The organism is Ahrensia marina, assembly GCF_001293565.1.
GTDB lineage: Bacteria > Pseudomonadota > Alphaproteobacteria > Rhizobiales > Rhizobiaceae > Ahrensia > Ahrensia marina.
The window spans coordinates 59,770-79,266 of the sequence record NZ_JXMU01000010.1 but is presented as its reverse complement, the minus strand read 5'-3'; the positions used below and the strand labels follow the sequence as shown (position 1 = coordinate 79,266).

Here is a 19,497-nt window from a genome sequence, read left to right as displayed (position 1 = left end):
GCGCAACCTCATTAGTATTACGGTCAGGCCTCAGACAAATGGCTTTCGACTAGAAAGCTTTCGGGTATTGCGTCGATCTGGCCGGCAGTCGCGCTCAAGGCGCAGCGGGCCATAATGTGCGCTATCGCGAACGTGATTTTAAAACCACCAGTCGCGACTATAACGTCCGGCGCGTCCGGCAACATACCGATCAATGGATCACGGCCGGCGGCACGTGGTCTAATACCTGCCCATCGTTCGATAACTTTAGCGCCTTCCAGTGCAGGGCATAAAGCTGTTGCACTGGCGATTATCTGATCCAACTTCTCATCTGTTTGTGTGCCATTTGTAAATTCGCGCTCTGACGTCGAGCCAACGGCGATGTTGCCGTCCTCGTGCGCGATCACATAAGTGCCGCCATCATATAAAATTGGCGCTGAGACATTAATTTCCTGTTCTGGTTTAAGAAGGGCTGCTTGGCCCTTGACGCCCCAACCAAGAGACCTGTTTGTTATAGCTTTGATCAGGCCAAAACTCTCAAACCCCGCTGTGATAATTGTTTTGCCGGGCTGTATTTTAGTGCCGTCTTCCAGAGTGATGGCAGCGGTGTTCTCGATTGAATCAACGCTAGTTCGGGCCAGTATTGTAACATTGTCGAATGTAGCCATCATCACGGTTAAAGCCTTGATGATACCGCGCGGGTTGATACGGGCCGACAGATCGTCGGTATTATACCCGTGCGAACCGGTATCGCTCAGCCAGCCTTCTGCGGGGTTTTTGTCTTGCACAGACCAGTCAAAAGGCGACACCCAATGTTCCTTTGCGCCGCGCGCCCAAGTGGCGCTTTGCTTGCGTTTTTCCTCATTGGCGATCGGCATAGTGCGCCCGCACCGAAAATAGCCGCAATCGACTTCGGAGCGCATTTGCAGATTGGCTATCTGGTCGGGCAGGGTGGTCAGGCCATCAAGCTGGAACTGTTTTTTATCGTTCCAGTTTATCGGCTGATGCGGCATGAGCGCACCAAGCAGGCCATAGCTGGCACCACGTCCAAGTTCTTCCTTGTTGATCAGTAAAACACTTTGGCCTGACAGGCCCGCATAATATGCAGTCCAAAGGCCCACAATGCCGCCACCGATGATAGCAATGTCCGGTTTCAAACTTGAGGCTGGCAAATCGGATGCATTTTGATAAGAGGTCATGATGGAAAACAATTTGCCCAGAGATGTTTTAGAGTTCCGTGAAGGTGATATGCCTTTTTCGACGCAGTTTGGCGACCATTTTTATTGTAAATCTGATGGTCGCGCTGAATGTTCTCATGTTTTTTTGGGCGGAAACAGCTTTCCACAAAGATGGGAAAGCGGCGGCGCTTGTACAATTGCGGAACTTGGCTTTGGTACAGGGCTTAATTTTCTTGAAACATGGCGGCAGTGGAAAGAGCACCGCAAAGAAGGTGCGCTTTTGAATTTCGTCTCATTTGAAGCCTTTCCTATGACGAGCGATATCATGGCGCGTTCGGTTGCGGCCTGGCCGGAAGTTGCCACTGAACAGGCAGCGCTTGCCGCCCATTGGCCTACGCTCACAGATGTACCTGGCGTGTGGCATATGGACGATCAGACAACGCTTACCGTCATTGTCGCAGATGTTCTGGACGGGATGCATGCATGGTCGGGTAGAGCGGATGCATGGTTTCTGGATGGTTTTGCGCCCGCGCGAAATCCGGATATGTGGTCGCTGGAACTCATGCAGGAAATGCACCGGCGTACTAATGAGGGCGGAACATTTGCGAGCTATACAGCCGCAGGTTGGGTGCGCCGCAATTTGGCTGCGGCCGGCTTTGCCGTAGAGAAAACGAGCGGTTTTGCCGGTAAACGCGATATGATCAAAGGTGTTAAGGCGTCTGCGCAACCACAAGGTAACCTGGAATAGGCGAGCCCTGTTCAAGCCGGACCGTAATGTCCTGAAAATGCGTGATCTGCGAAAATCCGGCACGTTCGCACATGGTCTGCAAATAGGCTTTTGAATGGGCAAAGCGCTGGTTTGGCGTGATGTGCCAGTCTTTGCCTTCCATCATATCTTTGGGAAGAGTTTCGGCAGAAAAAACGAGCTTTGCATCCGGTGTTGCGTTGGCCTTCAGCCCGTCAAACAAATTCTCAAGCGTGCCAATATAAGGCAGGACATCTGTGGCAACGAGAAGATCAAACGGCTGATGTTCAGGGGCTTGGCCTTTAGACCATTCCTGCAGAAAATGAACGGCCTCATTGATGAACAGTTCATCATAACAGGCGCGTTCATCTGCTTTGTCTATCATGTTTTCCGAAAGGTCGACGCCTGTCGCGTGGACGCACATATCCAATAACATCATGCCTGAAAGCCCAGTCCCGCAGCCAAGGTCAAGCATACGCTGGTATGGCCCGGGTGCATTTTCGGCTAAATATTCGGCAACCTGCATGGGGACGGCATATTGAAGCTGTCCAGTCAGGATATCGTCAAAGTCTTCGGCATGCTGATCAAACAGGGTTGCGACATAAGCATCGGGCGCTTTCAGCGGTGTTTCACCAAGACCCAAAGATGCGATGCGAACCGAGGCGCCGCACATGTCGGACGGGTCCATGGAAAGACATTTGGCATAAAGTTCAGCAGCTTTTTCGCGCTGCCCGCTTTTTTCAAATTCCAGTGCTTTATTGTAGGTTTCAGCGAGTATTTGATCGTTTTTGGACATGAATTTTTAACCGTTTTTGAGCGCAAGAATTTAACCATCGTGGTTAGCCAAATCGCAAATTCGACCGTGTATGTTCCGTTCAAGTCATATGTGCAAGTGCCACTTTAACTGGAGGCACTGTATCAATCGGGGAATGGTTATGGGTGAATTACTTTTGAACAGAACAATGTCTGCAATGGCAAATAAAGCAACGCTTGTGGATGCTGATGTTCTTCAATTGAGGCAGACCGTTTTTGCCGATGGCGTTGTTCAGCGGCGTGAAGCTGAAGCACTTTTTGCGCTTGACCGATCTGTTGCGGATAAATCTGACAGCTGGGTGTCTTTTTTCGTGGAGGCCGTCACGGACTATCTGGTGAATGTCGAAGCGCCCAAGGGATATATTTCCAAAGACAATGCACAATGGCTGATCCGTACGATTTCTTCCAACGGTGTGGTTGATACGGTGACAGAGCTGGAAGTGTTGCTGCGCGCAATGGAGAAAGCTGAATCGATGCCGGCTTCATTGTCCGGATTTGCCTTAGCGCAAGTCAAATATGCCGTGGTTGAGGGCGAGGGGCCGCTGGCAAAAGGGCGCACATGTGTAAAAGGCGTTGTAACAGCGAATGATGTGGCAATGCTACGCCGTATTCTCTACTCCTTTTCAGGTGGCGGCGCGCTCGGCGTCAGCCGCGAAGAAGCAAAAGTCCTATTTGATATCAATGATGCAACGGCCGATGCTGATAATGATGCAAGCTGGAGCGAGCTGTTTTCAAAGGCAATTGGCTTTTCGCTGATGGCCGCTGGCGGCCATGCGCCGCAATCACGCGAAAAAGCTTTGGCGCGTGAAGAATGGCTTGCTGATGACAGCGTGAATATTGCCGACTTTTTCTCAAGGATGTTTGCCAATGGCCTAAGTGGTGTGCGTGACGCAATGGCTGCGCCCGATAGTGTTGAAGCGGTTTACAAAGAGCGCAATGAGACTTTTGAGCGTAAAAACAACATTGCGGAGAAAATCGACGCGGAAGAAGCTGCCTGGCTGATCGACCGTATCGGGCGCGATGGAAAGCTGCATGAAAACGAACTGGCTCTTATCGCTTTTCTAAAAGCGGAATCGGATCATTTGCATCCATCACTAAAACCGCTTCTGGACAAGGTTGCCTAAGCGCGTTCTCCAGCAACGCATTATAGCGTTAATGCGCAGAAAGTGTCACCCGTTTGCATATTGCTTTCCTGTTAATCGGCATTCTGCTCTTGATGTGGCTTGCCATGTCGGCGCCTTTTGGCGTCCGCACGATAAAGCGTTCTTTTCGGGTCAAAGCACCCGTTCAGAAAGTGCGTGCCGCGCTTCATCCATTCGGTGATGATTATACGTGGAACGGCGCGGTGAGCGCTGTTGAAAAATATTCTGCCAACCGCGGCAGGATGGTGACGACCCATAATGATCGTAAAGACAGTTTTATCGAGCGCGATTTTGAAGTTTATGAAAGCGCAAGCGGTCTAGAGTGGATGTTATGGTTTACCAGCGACACATCGCTTGATCAGAGCTTCTGGCATCATCACCGGATGGAGACCAGACTGCATGCAATCTCACCTCATGAGACGCAAGTCGAGTTAAGTGAAACCGATCGTTATCGGGGGCTAGGTTTTTACATTTTTCGCCATTTTTCATTGCGGCGCATGGCGCTCAAGCTGAAAATATGGGCTGAAAAAGGCACTTTCAAAGCTGGCGGGTTATTCGAACGTCCATCGACGCAGATTGCAATGGCTGTGCTTTCTGTCTTTCTGCTGTGGCCTATCTTCGGTCTGACGATGCAAGGGTTGTTTTTATCGGCTGCATTGACCTTGATTGTAGGTTTGCATGAGCTTGGTCATATCGCAGCCTTTCGCATCATGGGGCACCGGAAGGCGCGCATGATTTTTATCCCGATCCTTGGCGGCATTGCTTTGGGCGGACGACCCTATGACCGGCATTTTGAAATCGGATTTTCTGCTTTGATGGGTGCTGGATTTTCAGCGTTTATGACGGCATTTTTAATGTGGTCACATTCTATGATTGTCGAGAATAGCACCAATATGATTGCCAACGGCGTAATCGTTTTTGCGCTTATGGCTGCGCTTTTTAATCTCGGTAATCTCATTCCGGTTTGGAAATTCGATGGCGGGCAAGTCCTGCGCCAGGTGTTCCGCTCGGCTATAGGGCAGGCGGTTTGCACGTTTTTTCTTTTGGGCTGCTTTATGGTCGTCGGCCACATTATTGGCCTGCCGAAGCAGATGTTGATTGTTTCAGGTGCGATCTTCGCGCTGCTAAGCGTTATGACCTCGAAGGGCGGTGTCAAACCGAAAACGCCTTTAACACCAATGAGCGGCAATGAGCGTACAGCGATATTTGCCGCCTTTGCAGCCGTTTTCTTCATTCACTGTAGTGTGCTTGTCTGGAGTGCGGGTCTGTTATTTGCTTAAGGCCCTGTGGGGCCAAACTGGTTTTCAAACTCTGCCTTTAATGCCTGATCTAGATCATCCATCGTTACAGGCAAGCCGAGGTCTACGAGACTGGTGACCCCGTGAACTGTAATGCCGCAAGGCACAATTCCTTCATAATGGCTCAAATCCGGCTCGACATTGATTGATATGCCGTGAAACGAAACCCATTTGCGAAGACGAATGCCTATTGCCGCAATTTTGTCTTCAGCAACTGTGCCGGCGACAGGGCTTTTCTTTTCCGGCCTTTGAACCCATACGCCGACACGATCCTCGCGGCGTTCGCCTTTGATGTTGAAACTATCCAGTGTGCCGATAATCCAAGCCTCAAGCGCTGAAACAAATGCACGCACATCAGGCCGGCGGCGTTTAAGGTCAAGCATCACATAGGCCACACGCTGGCCGGGACCATGATAGGTGTGTTCACCGCCGCGGCCGGTTGCAAACACGGGAAAGCGGTTGGCATCGACAAGATCCTCATCTTTCGCGCTTGTGCCTGCTGTATAGAGCGGAGGATGTTCAACAAGCCAGACAAGTTCGGGGGCTGTGCCCTCTCGGATTTCGGCCACACGTTGCTCCATAAAAGCAACGGCTTCATCATAGGGTGTCAGTTCCTCCGCTACGCGCCATTCAACGGGTTTTCCATCGCTGTCCTGCGGAAAGAAAAACTGATTGGCTAAAAGGGCGCCACGATTTTTTTGAGGCTCTATGTTCATGCTTTTCAGATGGCGCAGCAGGCAGCGATTTGCAAGAGCTTTGATACTACGCCATTTACATTAGGTGAAAGGGAATTCCGCTCATGAGTGCCGCAACATAGCGGCGCTTTTGATAATGCCCGTTGAGGGATATCCTTGGCAGCAGCATCCACTCATCCCGGGCTGGTTTGTCGAGAATGCCGGGCTGTGTGGTAACGCCGATCGTCAATCCCGCCTTTAAAGCAGCATTTGCCTCGCGCGCGCCGCAAGCCCGTTTCCAGCCATAAGGATATGCCAATGATGTCGGCGTTTTTCCGGTCCAGTTTTTGATCGCCTCAATGCAATCTGTCATTTCCCGTTCTAAACGTGCAGCCTCAATTCGCGTCAGGCAGCAATGCGACACTGTATGCGCACCAAAATGAGCAAGTGGATCACTCGCGAGCCTTTTTAGCTCCGCAGCATTCAGGATTTCATTTTCGATAATCTTTACCGGGTCAATATAATGGCTAATTGCCGTTTGGTTTAAACGGTTTACGGCGATATCTTCGTCAATTGATTCAATGAAGCGGGCTATGCGCAGGAATGTTGCATTTTTTTGCTTTATACTCGTGCAAGCAACAATTTCGGTGCCTTCACCAAAGTCGAACTGGAACTGATCGACCTCACGTAAAAGTGCTTCTGCCGTTTCCCACCACATCGTGTGCGTCCGTTCAACGAACCCCTTGGTTATAAACAGTGTATAGGGAACATCATATTTTCTAAAAACCGGCGCTGCATGTTCGGCGTTGTCGCGGCAACCGTCATCAAGCGTGAAGGCAACATAGCGCTTCCCGTCATCTTGGCGGGCAAGCAATTCCGGCAGATCCGTTAGGGCGACGGGTGTATATCCTTGTGACATTGCTTCTTGAATTGCGGCTTCAAGAAAATCCGGTGTAATTGAAAGCAATGCGTTGGGGTCAAATGGTCTGTCTATATAGCGACGCACATGATGAAGCGTGAATATGACAGCTCGTCCGGCTGCTTTGGGCAGCAATCGGCCTATACGGCTCAAGGCGATGGCCTCCAAGCCGGCGGTGATAATCACTCTTTTGATCATTGGCTTCATGGTGGTTTTCTAATCTCAGATCAGGCAAAATCGAAGTCGATGAGTTGGAAGCGGTCCAAGTCCAGTTTTCCTTTTTCCGGTGAAAAATCCCTCATTTGAAGTAGCATTGGGGTCGGTCTTAATTTGGGCGGCAAAGAAATGCCGGGGGTCAAGGGTAAGGTCTTGTTGATTCCGGCATAAATATAAAGCGGATGCTTCCAGAACGCGGTTGCAGCGCGGGTTAGGCGGGTAACATCGGCTTTGTCCGGCGAGACGTTCGTGCGGCGCAAAAAAGCGGCCAGAAGCGTATAGGGCATGCCGTTTCTCGTGCGCGGTGAAGAAATAAGAAGCAATTTCTCTGTGGCGTGAACAGCATATTTATATTTGTAGCCACATAGCCGGTTGAAAAGCGACGGTCCGTCCCAACTCAACCCTGTCTCATCGTCAACTGTCGCATACTGGTCGAATAGTTTCGTGAAATAAGCGAGCCGGTCGCGATCAAACATTTCATGGGTCGTCACTTTTTTGGAGCGGCGCGGCATCGTGATCCCAACCTTCAAATCAAGACGCAAAAAGCCTTTAAGATCGAAAAAACGTTCGTTAACCGGCAATGCTTTCATGTTTGGCATGCCAAAAGCAAAGCGTATATTTTGAAGTTTAAACTGCTTGCCCACTTCATCATAAAGCATCTGGACGGCTTCTCCTCCACGCCATTTCTTCAATATAAAAAGATCAACGAGTTCGGCAGCTTTTTCCGCTTTTCCTTTGACGAAAACAGTCTGCTTGACCATCGCAATTTGCCCAATCTTCTGATTGGACTCACTATCCGTCAATTTGATGATTGTTGTGCCGTTCGGAAAGCAATCTTCATAAAGCCATTTCAAATGGGTGGGGTCGAATATGCTGTTAGCGGATGCGAACGCTTCGGTCGCCAATAGTGCCGTTTGGGCATAATCAGGGTTCTGTTCAACCGATGCTTCAATCATATTCGTTTCCTAGCGCATAGGCTTCAAAACTAGGCAAGACATCTTTAAGTTGCGTTAATTGGGGCCGCAAAGCGCCAGCGATTTAGGCCGATGATAGATAGGCTAGCTGTAATAGAGCTTTATGCGACTTTGATGGAGAAATGGTGCGGTCGAGAAGACTCGAACTTCCACGGGGGTTAGCCCACAGCGACCTCAACGCTGCGCGTCTACCAATTCCGCCACGACCGCACTTTTGCCAGTAAATCTACTGAACCTGGTAGAACCGATGAAACATCGGTGGAGGGCGAATAGCAAAGCCTGATTGACTGCACAAGAGAGCAAATTCTCTTTTTTCGCGAAAGGGGCACTTTTCTTAATTTGCCGAGGGTTTACTCATTCGCCACAACCGAATAAACGACAGGCGTTGATAAACCACCCGCATTGTAGGCGGGACTGGACAGGAGAAGAAAATGTCTGATTCAATTTCCCTCACATTTCCCGATGGCTCGATCCGCGAATATTCTGCGGGCACTACTGGTCGCGATGTTGCTGAAGGAATATCCAAATCATTATCCAAAAAATCAGTTGCTATCGCGATTGACGGCGTTTTGCGCGACCTTACCGATGAAATCGTCACAGGCTCTGTTGAGATTATAACACGCAGTGATGAACGTGCATTGGAGCTTATTCGCCATGATGCCGCGCATGTGATGGCGGAAGCCGTGCAGGAGCTTTTTCCCGGCACGCAAGTGACTATCGGCCCTGTGATCGAGAATGGCTTCTTCTATGATTTCAAACGCGACAAGCCTTTTACCGAAGAAGAACTGCCGCTGATTGAAAAGAAAATGCGCGAGATTATCCAGCGCAATCAGCCGTTTACAAAGGAAATATGGTCCCGCGAAAAGGCCAAGCAGGTTTTTGCCGATAAAGGTGAAACCTACAAGATTGAACTTATTGACGCGATTCCGGGTGATGAAGACCTGAAAATCTATTATCAGGGCGACTGGTTCGACCTTTGCCGCGGTCCGCACATGGCGTCGACCGGCCAAATCGGCACTGCCTTTAAACTGATGAAGGTGGCTGGCGCTTACTGGCGCGGCGATTCTGACAATGAAATGCTGACACGTATTTACGGCACAGCATGGGCCGAGCAAAAAGAGCTCGACCAATATCTTCATATGCTTGAGGAAGCCGAGAAGCGCGACCACCGCCGCCTTGGACGCGAAATGGATCTATTCCACTTCCAAGAAGAAGGGCCGGGAACCGTGTTTTGGCACGGTAAGGGCTGGCGCATTTTTCAGGAACTTGTTTCCTATATGCGCCGCCGTTTGGCCGGTACCTATGAAGAGGTCAACGCACCGCAGGTGCTTGTCTCGGACCTTTGGGAAACTTCCGGTCACTGGCAGTGGTACAAAGAGAACATGTTCGGTGTTAAATCGGCTGATCCTGAAGCCGAAGACCAGCGCACATTTGCACTCAAGCCGATGAACTGTCCGGGGCACGTGCAGATTTTTAAGCATGGTTTGAAATCTTACCGTGATTTGCCGATCCGCATGGCGGAATTCGGTGTTGTACACCGCTATGAACCATCGGGCGCACTGCATGGTTTGATGCGCGTGCGCGGCTTTACGCAAGATGATGCGCATGTGTTCTGTACCGAGGAGCAACTGGCTGCCGAATGTATGCGGATCAACGATCTGATCCTGTCGGTTTATGAAGATTTCGGCTTTGAGGAAATTACAGTTCTTCTTTCAACACGTCCTGAAAAACGTGTCGGCTCCGATGCAAATTGGGATCATGCCGAAGAGGTCATGACCAATGTGCTCAAAGAGATTGAAGCCAAATCCGGCGGGCGTATCAAAACCGGTATTAATCCGGGCGAGGGTGCATTCTACGGGCCGAAATTTGAATACACATTGAAAGATGCGATCGGGCGCACATGGCAGTGTGGTACAACGCAGGTCGACTTCAACCTGCCGGAACGTTTTGGCGCTTTCTATATCGATAGTGATTCTGAGAAAAAGCAGCCGGTGATGATTCACCGCGCCATTTGTGGTTCAATGGAGCGTTTTCTTGGCATTATCCTGGAAAACTATGCAGGGCATTTCCCGCTATGGCTCGCGCCTACACAAATTGTGGTGGCGACCATCACATCGGAAGCTGATTCATATGCGGAAGATGTCGCGGAACAATTGCGGGATGCCGGATTGCAAGTGGAAACTGATTTCCGCAACGAGAAGATCAACTACAAGGTGCGCGAACATTCTGTCGCCAAAGTGCCTGTCATTATCGTAATCGGGCAGCGCGAAGCGGACCAAAACATGGTCAATATCCGCAGGCTTGGTTCACGTAACCAGACACCGATGCAACTGGATGAAGCGATTGCTTCCCTGGTTGAAGAGGCCACACCGCCTGATGTCATGCGTAAACGCTTGGCAAGGAAGTCATAATCTAGCTGTCATATTTTGCTGTTAAGATGATAAATCAATTTGTTACGGGCCGCTTTGCCGGCCCGTAATTCACGACGGGGCTTATGCAGATGAAAAGCGTAGAGTTTGCGGAACTATCCTATGCGCGACCAACAGATTCTGTGCTGAAACGATGGTTTATCCATACGATTGAAAATGCTTCCGGTCGTAACCGGCTTGCTGCATTGTACCGTTATTGGCGCGATGAGGTTTTCGGTAAAGATGACCGTGCTTTTAATGCAATGCTGTCGCTCATTGATGTCGACTTTGTGCCGGAAGGAAACTGGCCGCCAAAGAACCTTCCTGCGACACCGCTCGTGATGATTGCCAATCATCCTTATGGCATCGGTGACGGCATTGCTTTTCTGGCGTTGGCCGAGCAGCTTGGGCGTCCGTTTCGGGTTGTCATCAATAATGATTTGATGAAAGTGCCTGAAATCCAGCCTTATTCATTGCCGATTTCGTTTGAGGAAACAAAGGAAGCGGTCGCGCTTAACCTTCAAACACGAAAAGAAGCAGTCCGGCTTTTAAAAGAAGGCGTTACGATTATTATTTTCCCGTCCGGCGGTGTTGCAACCGCGCCCAAAGGGATTGGGCGTGCTGTTGACCTGCCTTGGAAGATGTTTACCGCCCGCTTGGTGCAAAGCGCAAAAGCATCCGTTATCCCCGTTTATTTTTCGGGGCAAAACGGGCGCCTGTTCCACATCGCAAGCCAGTTTTCGATGACATTACGAACATCCTTGCTGGTGCGCGAATTTTCCAAACGTTGCGGCAAGCCCATTTCAGCGGTCATTGGTGAGACAATGGAATGGTCAAGCTTGGAGACAATAGCGGACCGTAAAGCGCTTCTTGCGCATCTCTATGATGCTGTTTTTGCTCTTGCGCCCAAAAAGCGCAGGAAGTTTAGTTCTTGATCCGGTTTTCTTCGGAAGCTTCCACACGGATTGTCTGATCGCGCCCTGAACGGATTTCAATATTTTTCTGATAAATATTGTCTTTGTTTTGCGCAATGATCGTATATTCGCCCGCCAAAAGTATCATCGTGGAGATGGCGTTAACATCCTCGCGAATAACATCGCCTGACGGAGCGACAACGGACCAAGCAGTGTCTGCCAGAGGAAAACCATTTTCGCCGCGAACCAGATTGAGCGTTACTTGTGCTGCACGATGTTCCAGTGACGCTTCGGTGGTGCGTCCCGCTTCAACACGCAGGTCCGCCCGCGTTACGGCATTGATGGAGCCATATTTGGAAACGACATGATATGTGCCGGCGTTAAGGCGGATTACTTTACCTGCCGGTACATCCGGTAATATCAATTGGTCGTCATCAGGATTACCGGTACGGCTGAAAATATCAAATGTCAGCTTGTTTCGGCGTACCTGACTGCCATCGGGCAAAACAGCTTCAAGCTTCAAACCACCGGCATTGAGAACCAGCGATTCGCGTCTGGTTTCTTTGTTCAATGTGACGCGTGAGGTTGCACCGGCGCGGCCAAAGGCTGCGTGAACAAGATAGTTTCCCGGCTCAAGCTGAATACGCGCACCGCCGCCTTTGGCAACAGCGATAAGCGGCAGTTTGCCATCCTCTGCGGCATTGGCACCAAAAACACGCCAGACCATGCCGTCAGAGAGCGGAACGCCATCATCTGTCAAACGTGCTTCAAGAAACAGGACACCGCTATCGGTCCCTTCGAGCGGAACCCTTCGGTCGGCAGGCGCATAATTGGTTATGCCGGGCAGGGAGATGTTGCCAAGTGATTCATCAGATTGCGCATAGGCCGTAGCAGCGCTGACCAAAGCGGAACAGAAAAATGCAGTGGCAAATGATCTTCCAAAAACTCTCAATGGTGCTGTTTCACTTTGCTTGTTGATTTTCAGGTCCTTTTCGACCCTATTGCGGTGGCAATTTCAAGGCAAATCGCGCTAAAGGACGGGAAGTTAATAATATAATACGAGGAAACCGGGAATGTTGGAAAGTCACGAGGCGCTTGAGTTTCTTAAAATCAGGAAGTCCGTTCCGTTGACCCAGCTTATGGCACCCGGTCCAAGCGAAGCGCAGCTAAGCGATTTACTGGAAATTGCAGCGCGGGTTCCTGATCACGGACGCATGGAGCCTTGGCGTTTTATTCTCTATCGCGGTTCAGCCGTTATTAAGGCCGGTGAAGCGCTGGCAGAAATTGCCTTGAAAAAAAATGGGCAGCTGAGCGACGAAGAACTTGAGCGCGAGCATAACCGGATTAACCGTGCACCGGTCGCCGTCGGCGTTGTCTCCAATGTTGTTGATGATAGCAACATTCCTGAATGGGAGCAGTTCTTATCCGCGGGTGCAGCAGCCATGAACCTTGTAACAGCCACCACCGCGATGGGGTTTGGTGCCAATTGGGTGACAGGCTGGTATAGCAGCGATGCGGAAGGGCGAAAAGTTCTAGGTTTGGCACCGCATGAAAGAATGGCCGGTATAGTCCATATCGGTAGTTATGACCGGGCTATTCCGGACCGGCCGCGTCCGGATGTGAAAGCGCTCACATCTGAATATACCGGCCCGTATCAAGCATCTTAGGATAGAATTATGTTTTACCGTCTCGAAGATGGTCATGGATTGCCGCACGATCCGTTCAAAGCCATTGTTGCGCCAAGGCCCATTGGCTGGATTTCATCCATCGCCCGGGACGGCTCGGTTAATCTTGCGCCTTATTCTTTTTTCAACGCTGTCAGCGGCAAGCCGCCCATTGTCATGTTCTCATCTGAGTTAAGAAAAAATACGTTGGAAAATGTCGAAGAAACCCGTGAGTTTGCGTGTAATTTTGTCGGAGAACCATTTCTGAAAGAAATGAGTGATACTTCCGCCGCCTTGCCGCATGGAGAAAGCGAGTTTGATTTTGCAAAAATTGAACAGGCGGAATGTAACGAGATTGCGCCGCCGCGCGTAAAGGCCGCTTATGCGTGTCTTGAATGCAAAGTCATCAAAATTATCAATCTGAAGGATTTGCGCGACGAGCCGACCAATGCTTGGACTGTTTTTGGTCAGGTTGTCGGCGCGCACATTGCTGATGAAGTCATGACAGAAGGGCGGTTTGATTTAGAAAAAGCCAAACCGGCTGCGCGCCTTGGCTATCGGGATTACGCCGTTGTTCGGGACATATTTGAGTTAAAGAGACCGGGCCAAGCCTGACAAAATGGTCTTAATAGACATGGTAAACCAAACATAAACTATTGCCGGTTACTTTAACGACTCTACCGAGTATGGAGTCGCGTCATTGATTATTCAGCATTTTCTTCAGTGGAAAGATTCGGCCAATGTATTGCGTCGCCAATCTGCAGCTTCAGCGCTTGGTAGAGCATATTTACAGTCCGATTTGAGTTTTGAAGACCGCTGTGCAGCAGAAGCGGCCATTACTCTGTTGTTGGATGATCCTTCCGAAAAGGTCCGCTACGCATTGGCTGACGCGCTTTGCACCAGTGCCAATGCGCCGATGCAGGTTATCAATGCATTTGTTGATGATCAGTTCGACATTGCAAGCCTTGTTATTGCGCGTTCTCCGATATTGCTGGACCGCGATCTGGTCGCCCGTGTCCGCACAGCAGAAGAGCGCTTGCAGGTTGTTATCGCCAACAGGCCGCATGTTTCCAATGTTCTGGCAAAAGCGATTGCCACACTTGGCGGCGCTGAGGCCTGTGTTGCCTTGCTTAACAATTTCAATGCGGATGTTTGCGGTGAATGCCGCTCGCTAATTGCAAACCGGCATTGCTCAACGGCCAATGTGCGTGGCGCTTTGCTGAAACAGAAGGATTTAGAGGCTGACATCCGGCTGAAGATCATGAAGGCAGCGGCAAATGCCATGGCATCATCCGGCCTGTTCGGCATGCGCCGGAAAGCCGAAGTTTCCAACCATATTGTGCATGAAGCCCAACAGCGCGCTCTGGTTCATATGGTTGGCAGCAGCCGTGACACCAATGTTGATAGCCTGATTGATAGCCTTCGTGAGAGCGGCGATCTGACGACGCAGCTACTTATCCGGACAGCCTGCTATGGCAAAATGGACTTTCTTGCACGCGTGTTATCATCCCTGTCAGGCGAAACACCAAGCCGTGTAACATCTATTTTGGTGAAAGAACGTAAAAACCAGCTACGCGCTCTGCTCGCGGGAGCAGGCTTTTCAGAGGCGGTTCAGCCGGTCTTTGAATATGCCATTTCACTTTGGCGCGATGTGGCACAAGGCAAGCTTGTTGCCGGTGCGCAGGAAATAACACGCGAAATCATGGAGCGCTTTGAAGAGAGCGCCGCCGGATCCGCACATATGGCTGCCAATGACGATATTATGTCACTGCTGCGATCCATATATCTGGACGCAATGCGTGATAATGCACGCAAACATGCTGTCGCGCTGACCAAAGCGGCGTAACTATTAAATATCCAGATTTCGTGCGTATTCAGCGTGTTCCTGAATGAAGCGAAAGCGGGCTTCGGGCTTTGTTCCCATCAGATCATCAATCGATTGTCTGGTTGATTCCGCATTGCCTTCAAAAATATCAACGCGCAGAAGTGTGCGTACCTTCGGATCCATTGTTGTCTCTTTAAGCTGTTTGGCAAGCATTTCGCCAAGTCCTTTAAAGCGACTCACTTCTACTTTTTTTCCTTTGAATTCTGTCTCCATCAGTTCTGTACGATGTGCTTCATCACGTGCATAGAGCGATTTACCGCCACCGCTCAATTTGAAGAGCGGCGGAACAGCCATGTATAAATGGCCATTGCGGATCAGCTCGGGCATTTCCTGATAGAAGAAGGTAATGAGCAGCGAAGCAATATGCGCGCCGTCCACATCGGCGTCGGTCATGATGATTATGCGTTCGTAACGTAAATCTTCCTCGCGATACTTTGTGCCGGTGCCGCAACCTAAAGCCTGAATAATATCGGCAATCTGCTGGTTGGCTGTCAGTTTTTCACGTCCCGCCGAAGCAACATTGAGGATTTTACCGCGCAGGGGCAGGATTGCCTGATTGGCGCGGTTACGTGCCTGTTTGGCTGAGCCGCCCGCTGAGTCACCCTCAACGATGAAGAGTTCAGCACCTGCCGCCGCATTTTGCGAACAATCCGCCAGCTTTCCGGGCAGGCGTAATTTGCGTACCGCGCTTTTGCGGTTGACCTCTTTTTCCTGTCGCCGTTTGAGACGCTCGTCAGCACGGTCAAGAACCCATTCCAGCAAGCGCGTCGCTTCCTGTGGAGAGGCGGTTAGCCAATGGTCGAAAGGATCACGCAGTGCATTCTCGACGATTTTCTGGGCTTCTACCGTTGCAAGCTTGTCCTTGGTCTGGCCAACGAATTCCGGCTCACGCACGAAGACAGACAGCATGGTTGCGCAGGAAATCATGACATCATCGGTTGTAATGATCGAGGCGCGTTTGACGCCGGACAGCTCGCCATAAGCTTTTAAGCCGCGCGCAATGGTTTGCCGCAGGCCGGCTTCGTGCGTGCCGCCTTCCGGTGTTGGAATTGTGTTACAATAAGAATTAACGAAACCGTCGCCTGTGTGCCAAGTCACAGCCCATTCCACAGCGCCGTGGCCACCGGATTTTTCTGTTTTTCCAGCAAAAACTGTCGATGTAATACGCTGGTCGCCGGTGAGCGTTGCTTCGAGATAATCTTTCAGTCCGCCCGGAAAATGGAAAGTGGCTTTGACCGGTGTTTTTTCACGGTCTTTTTCGGCAACGAGGCTTTCATCACATTCCCAGCGAATTTCAACACCGCCAAACAAATAGGCTTTCGAGCGCGCCATTTTACAAAGACGGGCAGGGGAAAATTTGATTTTCTCGCCAAAAATTTCCGGATCGGGATGAAAGCGAACTTTTGTGCCGCGCCGGTTGTTAACCGGACCCAAATGCTCCAGCCCGCCTTGCGGTATACCTTTTGAGAAGGTTTGGCGGTAAAGTTGTTTATTGCGGGCAACCTCGACGATCAAATCATCGGACAGGGCATTGACGACGGATACGCCAACGCCGTGCAGCCCGCCGGACGTTTCATAGGCTTTACCGTCAAATTTACCACCGGCGTGCAGGATGGTCATGACGACCTCAAGCGTGGATTTGTTCTTGAATTTCGGATGGTTATCAACCGGAATACCACGGCCGTTGTCGGTAATGGTCAAATAGCCATCTGCACCCAGATGAACGTCAATGAATGTGGCGTGACCTGCCACAGCTTCATCCATCGAGTTATCGATGATTTCAGCAAACAAATGATGCAGGGCTTTTTCGTCCGTGCCGCCAATATACATGCCGGGGCGCCGACGCACAGGCTCCAGCCCTTCAAGAACCTCAATCGCATCCGCACCATAGCCTCCGGAGTCGTCGGTTGATGGCTTGGCTATAGGTGCCTTTTGCGCCTTGGGTTCTGACGGCTTTTCTTTTGCCGGTGCCGGCGCTGGTTTTGGTGGTTCTGAACCGAAGAGATCATCCATTTCGGAAGCTTACCTGTTACATGTCGCGAATCGTTTGTTACTATGGCACGGCGCAGTCTAGTTTGCGAAACCGGATAGCTGTTTATCCATGAAAAAATCGACCAAAATGCTTGCAGAACCTTGGCTGAGGTGTTCTACCGCATTTTAAGTAAGATAAGGAAAATTGTCATGCGTGATATCTTGAGCGAACTGCAAGACAGCTTTGAATTGCCAGCGCCGGATCCAATGGGCTCCGCGCAGCGCTCGATGCGGCCGCATTTGCCAAAACGCTTCTATAAAGAGGTAGCTGTCGCTGAAACAGATGAAGGTTTTATCATCAATCTGGATGAGCGGACGGTAAAGACGCCAAGCAAGAAAACACTTGTGTTCTTGACGAAAGCGGCTGCCGATCATGTCGCGAAGGAATTTTCATCGCAGCGTGATGTGCTTGACCCCAAATTGATGCCTTGTTTTCGTTTGTCCAACACAGCGGCCGACGGTGTGGCGCAGGATATGCAGGCGGTCAAAGAAGATATTTTACGATTTTGTGGGACGGACCTGCTTTGTTATCGCGCTGATGCGCCGGAAGAGCTTGTAAAGCGTCAACGCGAGGTTTGGGACGGACCTTTGGACTGGGCTGAAAATTTGCTGTCGGCACAGTTCACGCTTGTGGAAGGGGTCATTCATGTTGCGCAGCCACGTGAAACGATCGCGGCCTATGGCGCTCAGTTAAAATCAATCGAAGACCCGCTGACATTGTCTGCATTTCACTCAATGATGACGCTCACCGGTTCAGCTATTCTGGCGATGGCTATTTACAAAGGCCATATGACAGCAGCCGAAGCATGGACAGCGTCTTATGTGGATGATGATTACACGATTGAGCAATGGGGCGAGGATGACGAAGCAAAAGAGCGCCGTGCTTACCGCTGGGCCGAGATGGATGCGGCGGACCGTATGATGAAAGCGTTGCAGTAGTTTTTACTGTAATTTCCGGTTTAGCGCCGCATCAATTTTTTTAGAAAAATCTCGTTATATCAACTGCATACCGCGCATACTTGCATGGCCTGACTTGCCGATAATGATGTGATCATGAACCGCGATCCCAAGCGGTTTGATTGCGTCGATAATCTGTTTGGTCATGGCAATGTCAGCGCGCGAAGGTGTTGGGTCGCCCGACGGGTGGTTATGGACTAAAATGATTGCCGTTGCCGACAGCTCCAATGCACGTTTTAGCACTTCGCGCGGATAAACCGGTGTGTGATCCACCGTGCCTGTCTGTTGAACCTCATCGGCAATAAGCGCGTTCTTTTTATCAAGAAACAAAATTCGAAACTGTTCCTTGTTTTCGTAAGCCATTGCGGCGGTGCAATAATCTAGAACAGCATTCCAGGATGAAAGTACTTCGCGGTTTAAAACGCCGGTTCGGATCATTGTGCGCGCTGCGGCGGCAACAATTTTCAAATCAAGCGCCGTTGCTTCTTTTACCCCTTTGACCTCCATCAAAAGTGACGGATCAGCGCCTAAAACCTCGCCAAATGAGCCAAATCTTGTGATCAATGCTTTCGCAATCGGTTTCGTGTCAATGCGCGGCAGTGACCGGAATAATAGCATTTCCAAGAGTTCATAGTCTGCGAGAGCGCCTTCGCCCGCATTGGCAAAACGTTGGCGCAAACGGTCCCGATGGCCGGCATTGGGGTTGATTTTGGTGGCAGGCCTTGGGTTTTCAGTCACAGGCTTGGAATGGCTGGACGCTTGCGGTGTGGAGGCCTCATTGAAAAAGAGGCTTCGTTCGTCACCATCTTCATCGTGTGATATTGTCATTCCTGCTCCGCACCAAAGTTTTGCGGTAGCCTAAGATGATAATCCCGGCCGGTCGAGGCCATTTGGCGACAATGTGAAAATTTCACATCCGTCGTCGGTTACGCCAATTGTATGCTCATATTGCGCCGAAAGGCTACGGTCGCGCGTTACAGCAGTCCAGCCGTCGCCGAGAACCTTCACGTGAGGGCGTCCAAGATTGATCATGGGTTCGATGGTAAAAATCATGCCTTTGCGCAGTTCCGGACCCTCATCGACATGGCCGTAGTGCAAGACATTCGGTGCATCATGGAATAATTGGCCGATGCCGTGGCCGCAAAAATCACGGACAACGGAGCAGCGTTCGCCTTCAGCATATTGTTGAATAGCTGCGCCTACCGCACCGAGTTTTACACCGGGTTTTACAGCCGCAATGCCGCGCATCAGGCTTTCATGGGTGACTTCCATCAATCGTTCCGCAGAGCGTTTGATTTCGCCTACCGGATACATGCGCGAGGAATCGCCGTGCCAGCCGTCCAGCACATAAGTCACATCGACATTGACAATGTCACCTTCACGCAAAGGCTTGTCATTGGGTATACCGTGACAGACAACATGATTGATTGATGTGCAGCAGGATTTGGTGTAGCCGCGATAATTTAGCGTTGCCGGTACCGCGTTATGATCCATGCCATATTCATACAGCATCTGATCAATCGCATTGGTGGTTGTGCCGCTTTTAACCATTGGTGCAACCAGATCGAGCGCATTGGCTGTCAGTGCACAGGCTTTACGCATGCCTTCGAAGCCTTCTTCACCATGAAGGCGTATCTGTCCGGTATTTTTCAACGGTGCGGTTGCCGCATCAAGATAATTGACCATCTGCATGTCACTTT

18 protein-coding genes and 1 tRNA gene are annotated in these 19,497 nt (G+C 50.5%); 9 read left to right on the top strand and 10 right to left on the bottom strand.

Going from position 1 to position 19,497, the window contains the following annotated elements:
• Positions 1 to 23: 23 nt before the first annotated feature.
• Positions 24 to 1,178, bottom strand: coding sequence for an NAD(P)/FAD-dependent oxidoreductase (locus SU32_RS07840; protein ID WP_053998796.1), 1,155 nt, complete (start codon positions 1,176 to 1,178; stop codon positions 24 to 26).
• On the opposite strand from SU32_RS07840, the gene mnmC2 reads away from it, so the two are divergent.
• Positions 1,177 to 1,905 (top strand): tRNA (5-methylaminomethyl-2-thiouridine)(34)-methyltransferase MnmC2, encoded by a 729-nt coding sequence (mnmC2, locus tag SU32_RS07835; protein WP_053998795.1) that lies wholly within the window; start codon positions 1,177 to 1,179, stop codon positions 1,903 to 1,905. The genes SU32_RS07840 and mnmC2 overlap by 2 nt on opposite strands.
• Here mnmC2 and SU32_RS07830 read toward each other — a convergent pair.
• Positions 1,868 to 2,698 carry a class I SAM-dependent DNA methyltransferase gene (locus tag SU32_RS07830; protein WP_053998794.1) on the bottom strand — a complete coding sequence of 277 codons (831 nt, stop codon included), beginning with the start codon at positions 2,696 to 2,698 and terminating at the stop codon, positions 1,868 to 1,870. The genes mnmC2 and SU32_RS07830 overlap by 38 nt on opposite strands.
• Before the next feature lie 139 nt (positions 2,699 to 2,837).
• Here SU32_RS07830 and SU32_RS07825 point away from each other — a divergent pair, with 139 nt between their 5' ends.
• Positions 2,838 to 3,839, top strand: coding sequence for a hypothetical protein (locus SU32_RS07825; protein ID WP_053998793.1), 1,002 nt, complete (start codon positions 2,838 to 2,840; stop codon positions 3,837 to 3,839).
• A gap of 104 nt (positions 3,840 to 3,943) precedes the next feature.
• Positions 3,944 to 5,137, top strand: a complete 1,194-nt coding sequence (locus SU32_RS07820) for a zinc metalloprotease (RefSeq protein WP_144421071.1) — start codon at positions 3,944 to 3,946, stop codon at positions 5,135 to 5,137.
• On the opposite strand, the gene lipB is transcribed toward SU32_RS07820, so the two are convergent.
• The 4 genes from lipB to SU32_RS07800 form a co-directional block, all read right to left on the bottom strand.
• Complete coding sequence (gene lipB / locus SU32_RS07815; RefSeq protein WP_053998791.1) at positions 5,134 to 5,871, bottom strand: lipoyl(octanoyl) transferase LipB; 738 nt, start codon at positions 5,869 to 5,871, stop codon at positions 5,134 to 5,136. The two genes, SU32_RS07820 and lipB, sit on opposite strands and share 4 nt — an antisense overlap.
• Positions 5,872 to 5,926: 55 nt before the next feature.
• Entirely contained in the window at positions 5,927 to 6,955 is a 1,029-nt protein-coding gene (locus SU32_RS07810; protein ID WP_053998790.1) for a polysaccharide deacetylase family protein, read from the bottom strand.
• 20 nt (positions 6,956 to 6,975) lie between these two features.
• Positions 6,976 to 7,920, bottom strand: coding sequence for a hypothetical protein (locus SU32_RS07805; RefSeq protein WP_053998789.1), 945 nt, complete (start codon positions 7,918 to 7,920; stop codon positions 6,976 to 6,978).
• Positions 7,921 to 8,061: 141 nt separating this feature from the next.
• Positions 8,062 to 8,148, bottom strand: a tRNA-Leu gene (locus tag SU32_RS07800).
• Positions 8,149 to 8,369: 221 nt separating this feature from the next.
• On the opposite strand from SU32_RS07800, the gene thrS reads away from it, so the two are divergent.
• Positions 8,370 to 10,349 (top strand): threonine--tRNA ligase, encoded by a 1,980-nt coding sequence (thrS, locus tag SU32_RS07795; protein ID WP_053998788.1) that lies wholly within the window; start codon positions 8,370 to 8,372, stop codon positions 10,347 to 10,349.
• Positions 10,350 to 10,438: 89 nt separating this feature from the next.
• Positions 10,439 to 11,281 (top strand): lysophospholipid acyltransferase family protein, encoded by an 843-nt coding sequence (locus SU32_RS07790; protein ID WP_053998787.1) that lies wholly within the window; start codon positions 10,439 to 10,441, stop codon positions 11,279 to 11,281.
• Here the strand turns inward: SU32_RS07790 and SU32_RS07785 are convergent.
• Positions 11,271 to 12,212: a hypothetical protein gene (locus SU32_RS07785; RefSeq protein WP_053998786.1), complete on the bottom strand. Its 942-nt coding sequence runs from the start codon at positions 12,210 to 12,212 to the stop codon at positions 11,271 to 11,273. The genes SU32_RS07790 and SU32_RS07785 overlap by 11 nt on opposite strands.
• Before the next feature lie 121 nt (positions 12,213 to 12,333).
• Between SU32_RS07785 and SU32_RS07780 the strand changes: the two genes are divergently transcribed.
• From SU32_RS07780 to SU32_RS07770, 3 genes are all read left to right on the top strand, one after another.
• Entirely contained in the window at positions 12,334 to 12,927 is a 594-nt protein-coding gene (locus SU32_RS07780; protein ID WP_053998785.1) for a nitroreductase family protein, read from the top strand.
• 9 nt (positions 12,928 to 12,936) lie between these two features.
• A complete protein-coding gene (locus SU32_RS07775) occupies positions 12,937 to 13,539 on the top strand; it encodes a flavin reductase family protein (protein ID WP_053998784.1) in 603 nt (200 codons plus the stop codon).
• Positions 13,540 to 13,624: 85 nt separating this feature from the next.
• Complete coding sequence (locus SU32_RS07770) at positions 13,625 to 14,770, top strand: DUF2336 domain-containing protein (RefSeq protein ID WP_053998783.1); 1,146 nt, start codon at positions 13,625 to 13,627, stop codon at positions 14,768 to 14,770.
• Positions 14,771 to 14,773: 3 nt separating this feature from the next.
• Here SU32_RS07770 and parE read toward each other — a convergent pair whose 3' ends face one another.
• Entirely contained in the window at positions 14,774 to 16,822 is a 2,049-nt protein-coding gene (gene parE / locus SU32_RS07765; protein WP_053998782.1) for a DNA topoisomerase IV subunit B, read from the bottom strand.
• A gap of 168 nt (positions 16,823 to 16,990) precedes the next feature.
• Here parE and SU32_RS07760 point away from each other — a divergent pair, with 168 nt between their 5' ends.
• Complete coding sequence (locus SU32_RS07760) at positions 16,991 to 17,779, top strand: ATP12 family chaperone protein (RefSeq protein WP_053998781.1); 789 nt, start codon at positions 16,991 to 16,993, stop codon at positions 17,777 to 17,779.
• Positions 17,780 to 17,833: 54 nt separating this feature from the next.
• Here SU32_RS07760 and radC read toward each other — a convergent pair whose 3' ends face one another.
• Positions 17,834 to 18,625, bottom strand: a complete 792-nt coding sequence (radC, locus tag SU32_RS07755; protein WP_144421070.1) for a RadC family protein — start codon at positions 18,623 to 18,625, stop codon at positions 17,834 to 17,836.
• Between the two features lie 30 nt (positions 18,626 to 18,655).
• Positions 18,656 to 19,483 (bottom strand): type I methionyl aminopeptidase, encoded by an 828-nt coding sequence (gene map, locus SU32_RS07750; RefSeq protein ID WP_053998892.1) that lies wholly within the window; start codon positions 19,481 to 19,483, stop codon positions 18,656 to 18,658.
• Positions 19,484 to 19,497 lie beyond the last annotated feature (14 nt).

Excerpts from the sequence above, each read along its gene's own strand:
- mnmC2 (WP_053998795.1), top strand. The coding sequence starts at position 1,177 with ATGATGGAAAACAATTTGCCCAGAGATGTTTTAGAGTTCCGTGAAGGT.
- SU32_RS07840 (WP_053998796.1), bottom strand. The coding sequence starts at position 1,178 with ATGACCTCTTATCAAAATGCATCCGATTTGCCAGCCTCAAGTTTGAAA.
- SU32_RS07830 (WP_053998794.1), bottom strand. The coding sequence starts at position 2,698 with ATGTCCAAAAACGATCAAATACTCGCTGAAACCTACAATAAAGCACTG.
- SU32_RS07825 (WP_053998793.1), top strand. The coding sequence starts at position 2,838 with ATGGGTGAATTACTTTTGAACAGAACAATGTCTGCAATGGCAAATAAA.
- SU32_RS07820 (WP_144421071.1), top strand. The coding sequence starts at position 3,944 with ATGTCGGCGCCTTTTGGCGTCCGCACGATAAAGCGTTCTTTTCGGGTC.
- lipB (WP_053998791.1), bottom strand. The coding sequence starts at position 5,871 with ATGAACATAGAGCCTCAAAAAAATCGTGGCGCCCTTTTAGCCAATCAG.
- SU32_RS07810 (WP_053998790.1), bottom strand. The coding sequence starts at position 6,955 with ATGAAGCCAATGATCAAAAGAGTGATTATCACCGCCGGCTTGGAGGCC.
- SU32_RS07805 (WP_053998789.1), bottom strand. The coding sequence starts at position 7,920 with ATGATTGAAGCATCGGTTGAACAGAACCCTGATTATGCCCAAACGGCA.
- thrS (WP_053998788.1), top strand. The coding sequence starts at position 8,370 with ATGTCTGATTCAATTTCCCTCACATTTCCCGATGGCTCGATCCGCGAA.
- SU32_RS07790 (WP_053998787.1), top strand. The coding sequence starts at position 10,439 with ATGAAAAGCGTAGAGTTTGCGGAACTATCCTATGCGCGACCAACAGAT.
- SU32_RS07780 (WP_053998785.1), top strand. The coding sequence starts at position 12,334 with ATGTTGGAAAGTCACGAGGCGCTTGAGTTTCTTAAAATCAGGAAGTCC.
- SU32_RS07775 (WP_053998784.1), top strand. The coding sequence starts at position 12,937 with ATGTTTTACCGTCTCGAAGATGGTCATGGATTGCCGCACGATCCGTTC.
- parE (WP_053998782.1), bottom strand. The coding sequence starts at position 16,822 with ATGGATGATCTCTTCGGTTCAGAACCACCAAAACCAGCGCCGGCACCG.
- SU32_RS07760 (WP_053998781.1), top strand. The coding sequence starts at position 16,991 with ATGCGTGATATCTTGAGCGAACTGCAAGACAGCTTTGAATTGCCAGCG.
- radC (WP_144421070.1), bottom strand. The coding sequence starts at position 18,625 with ATGACAATATCACACGATGAAGATGGTGACGAACGAAGCCTCTTTTTC.
- map (WP_053998892.1), bottom strand. The coding sequence starts at position 19,483 with ATGGTCAATTATCTTGATGCGGCAACCGCACCGTTGAAAAATACCGGA.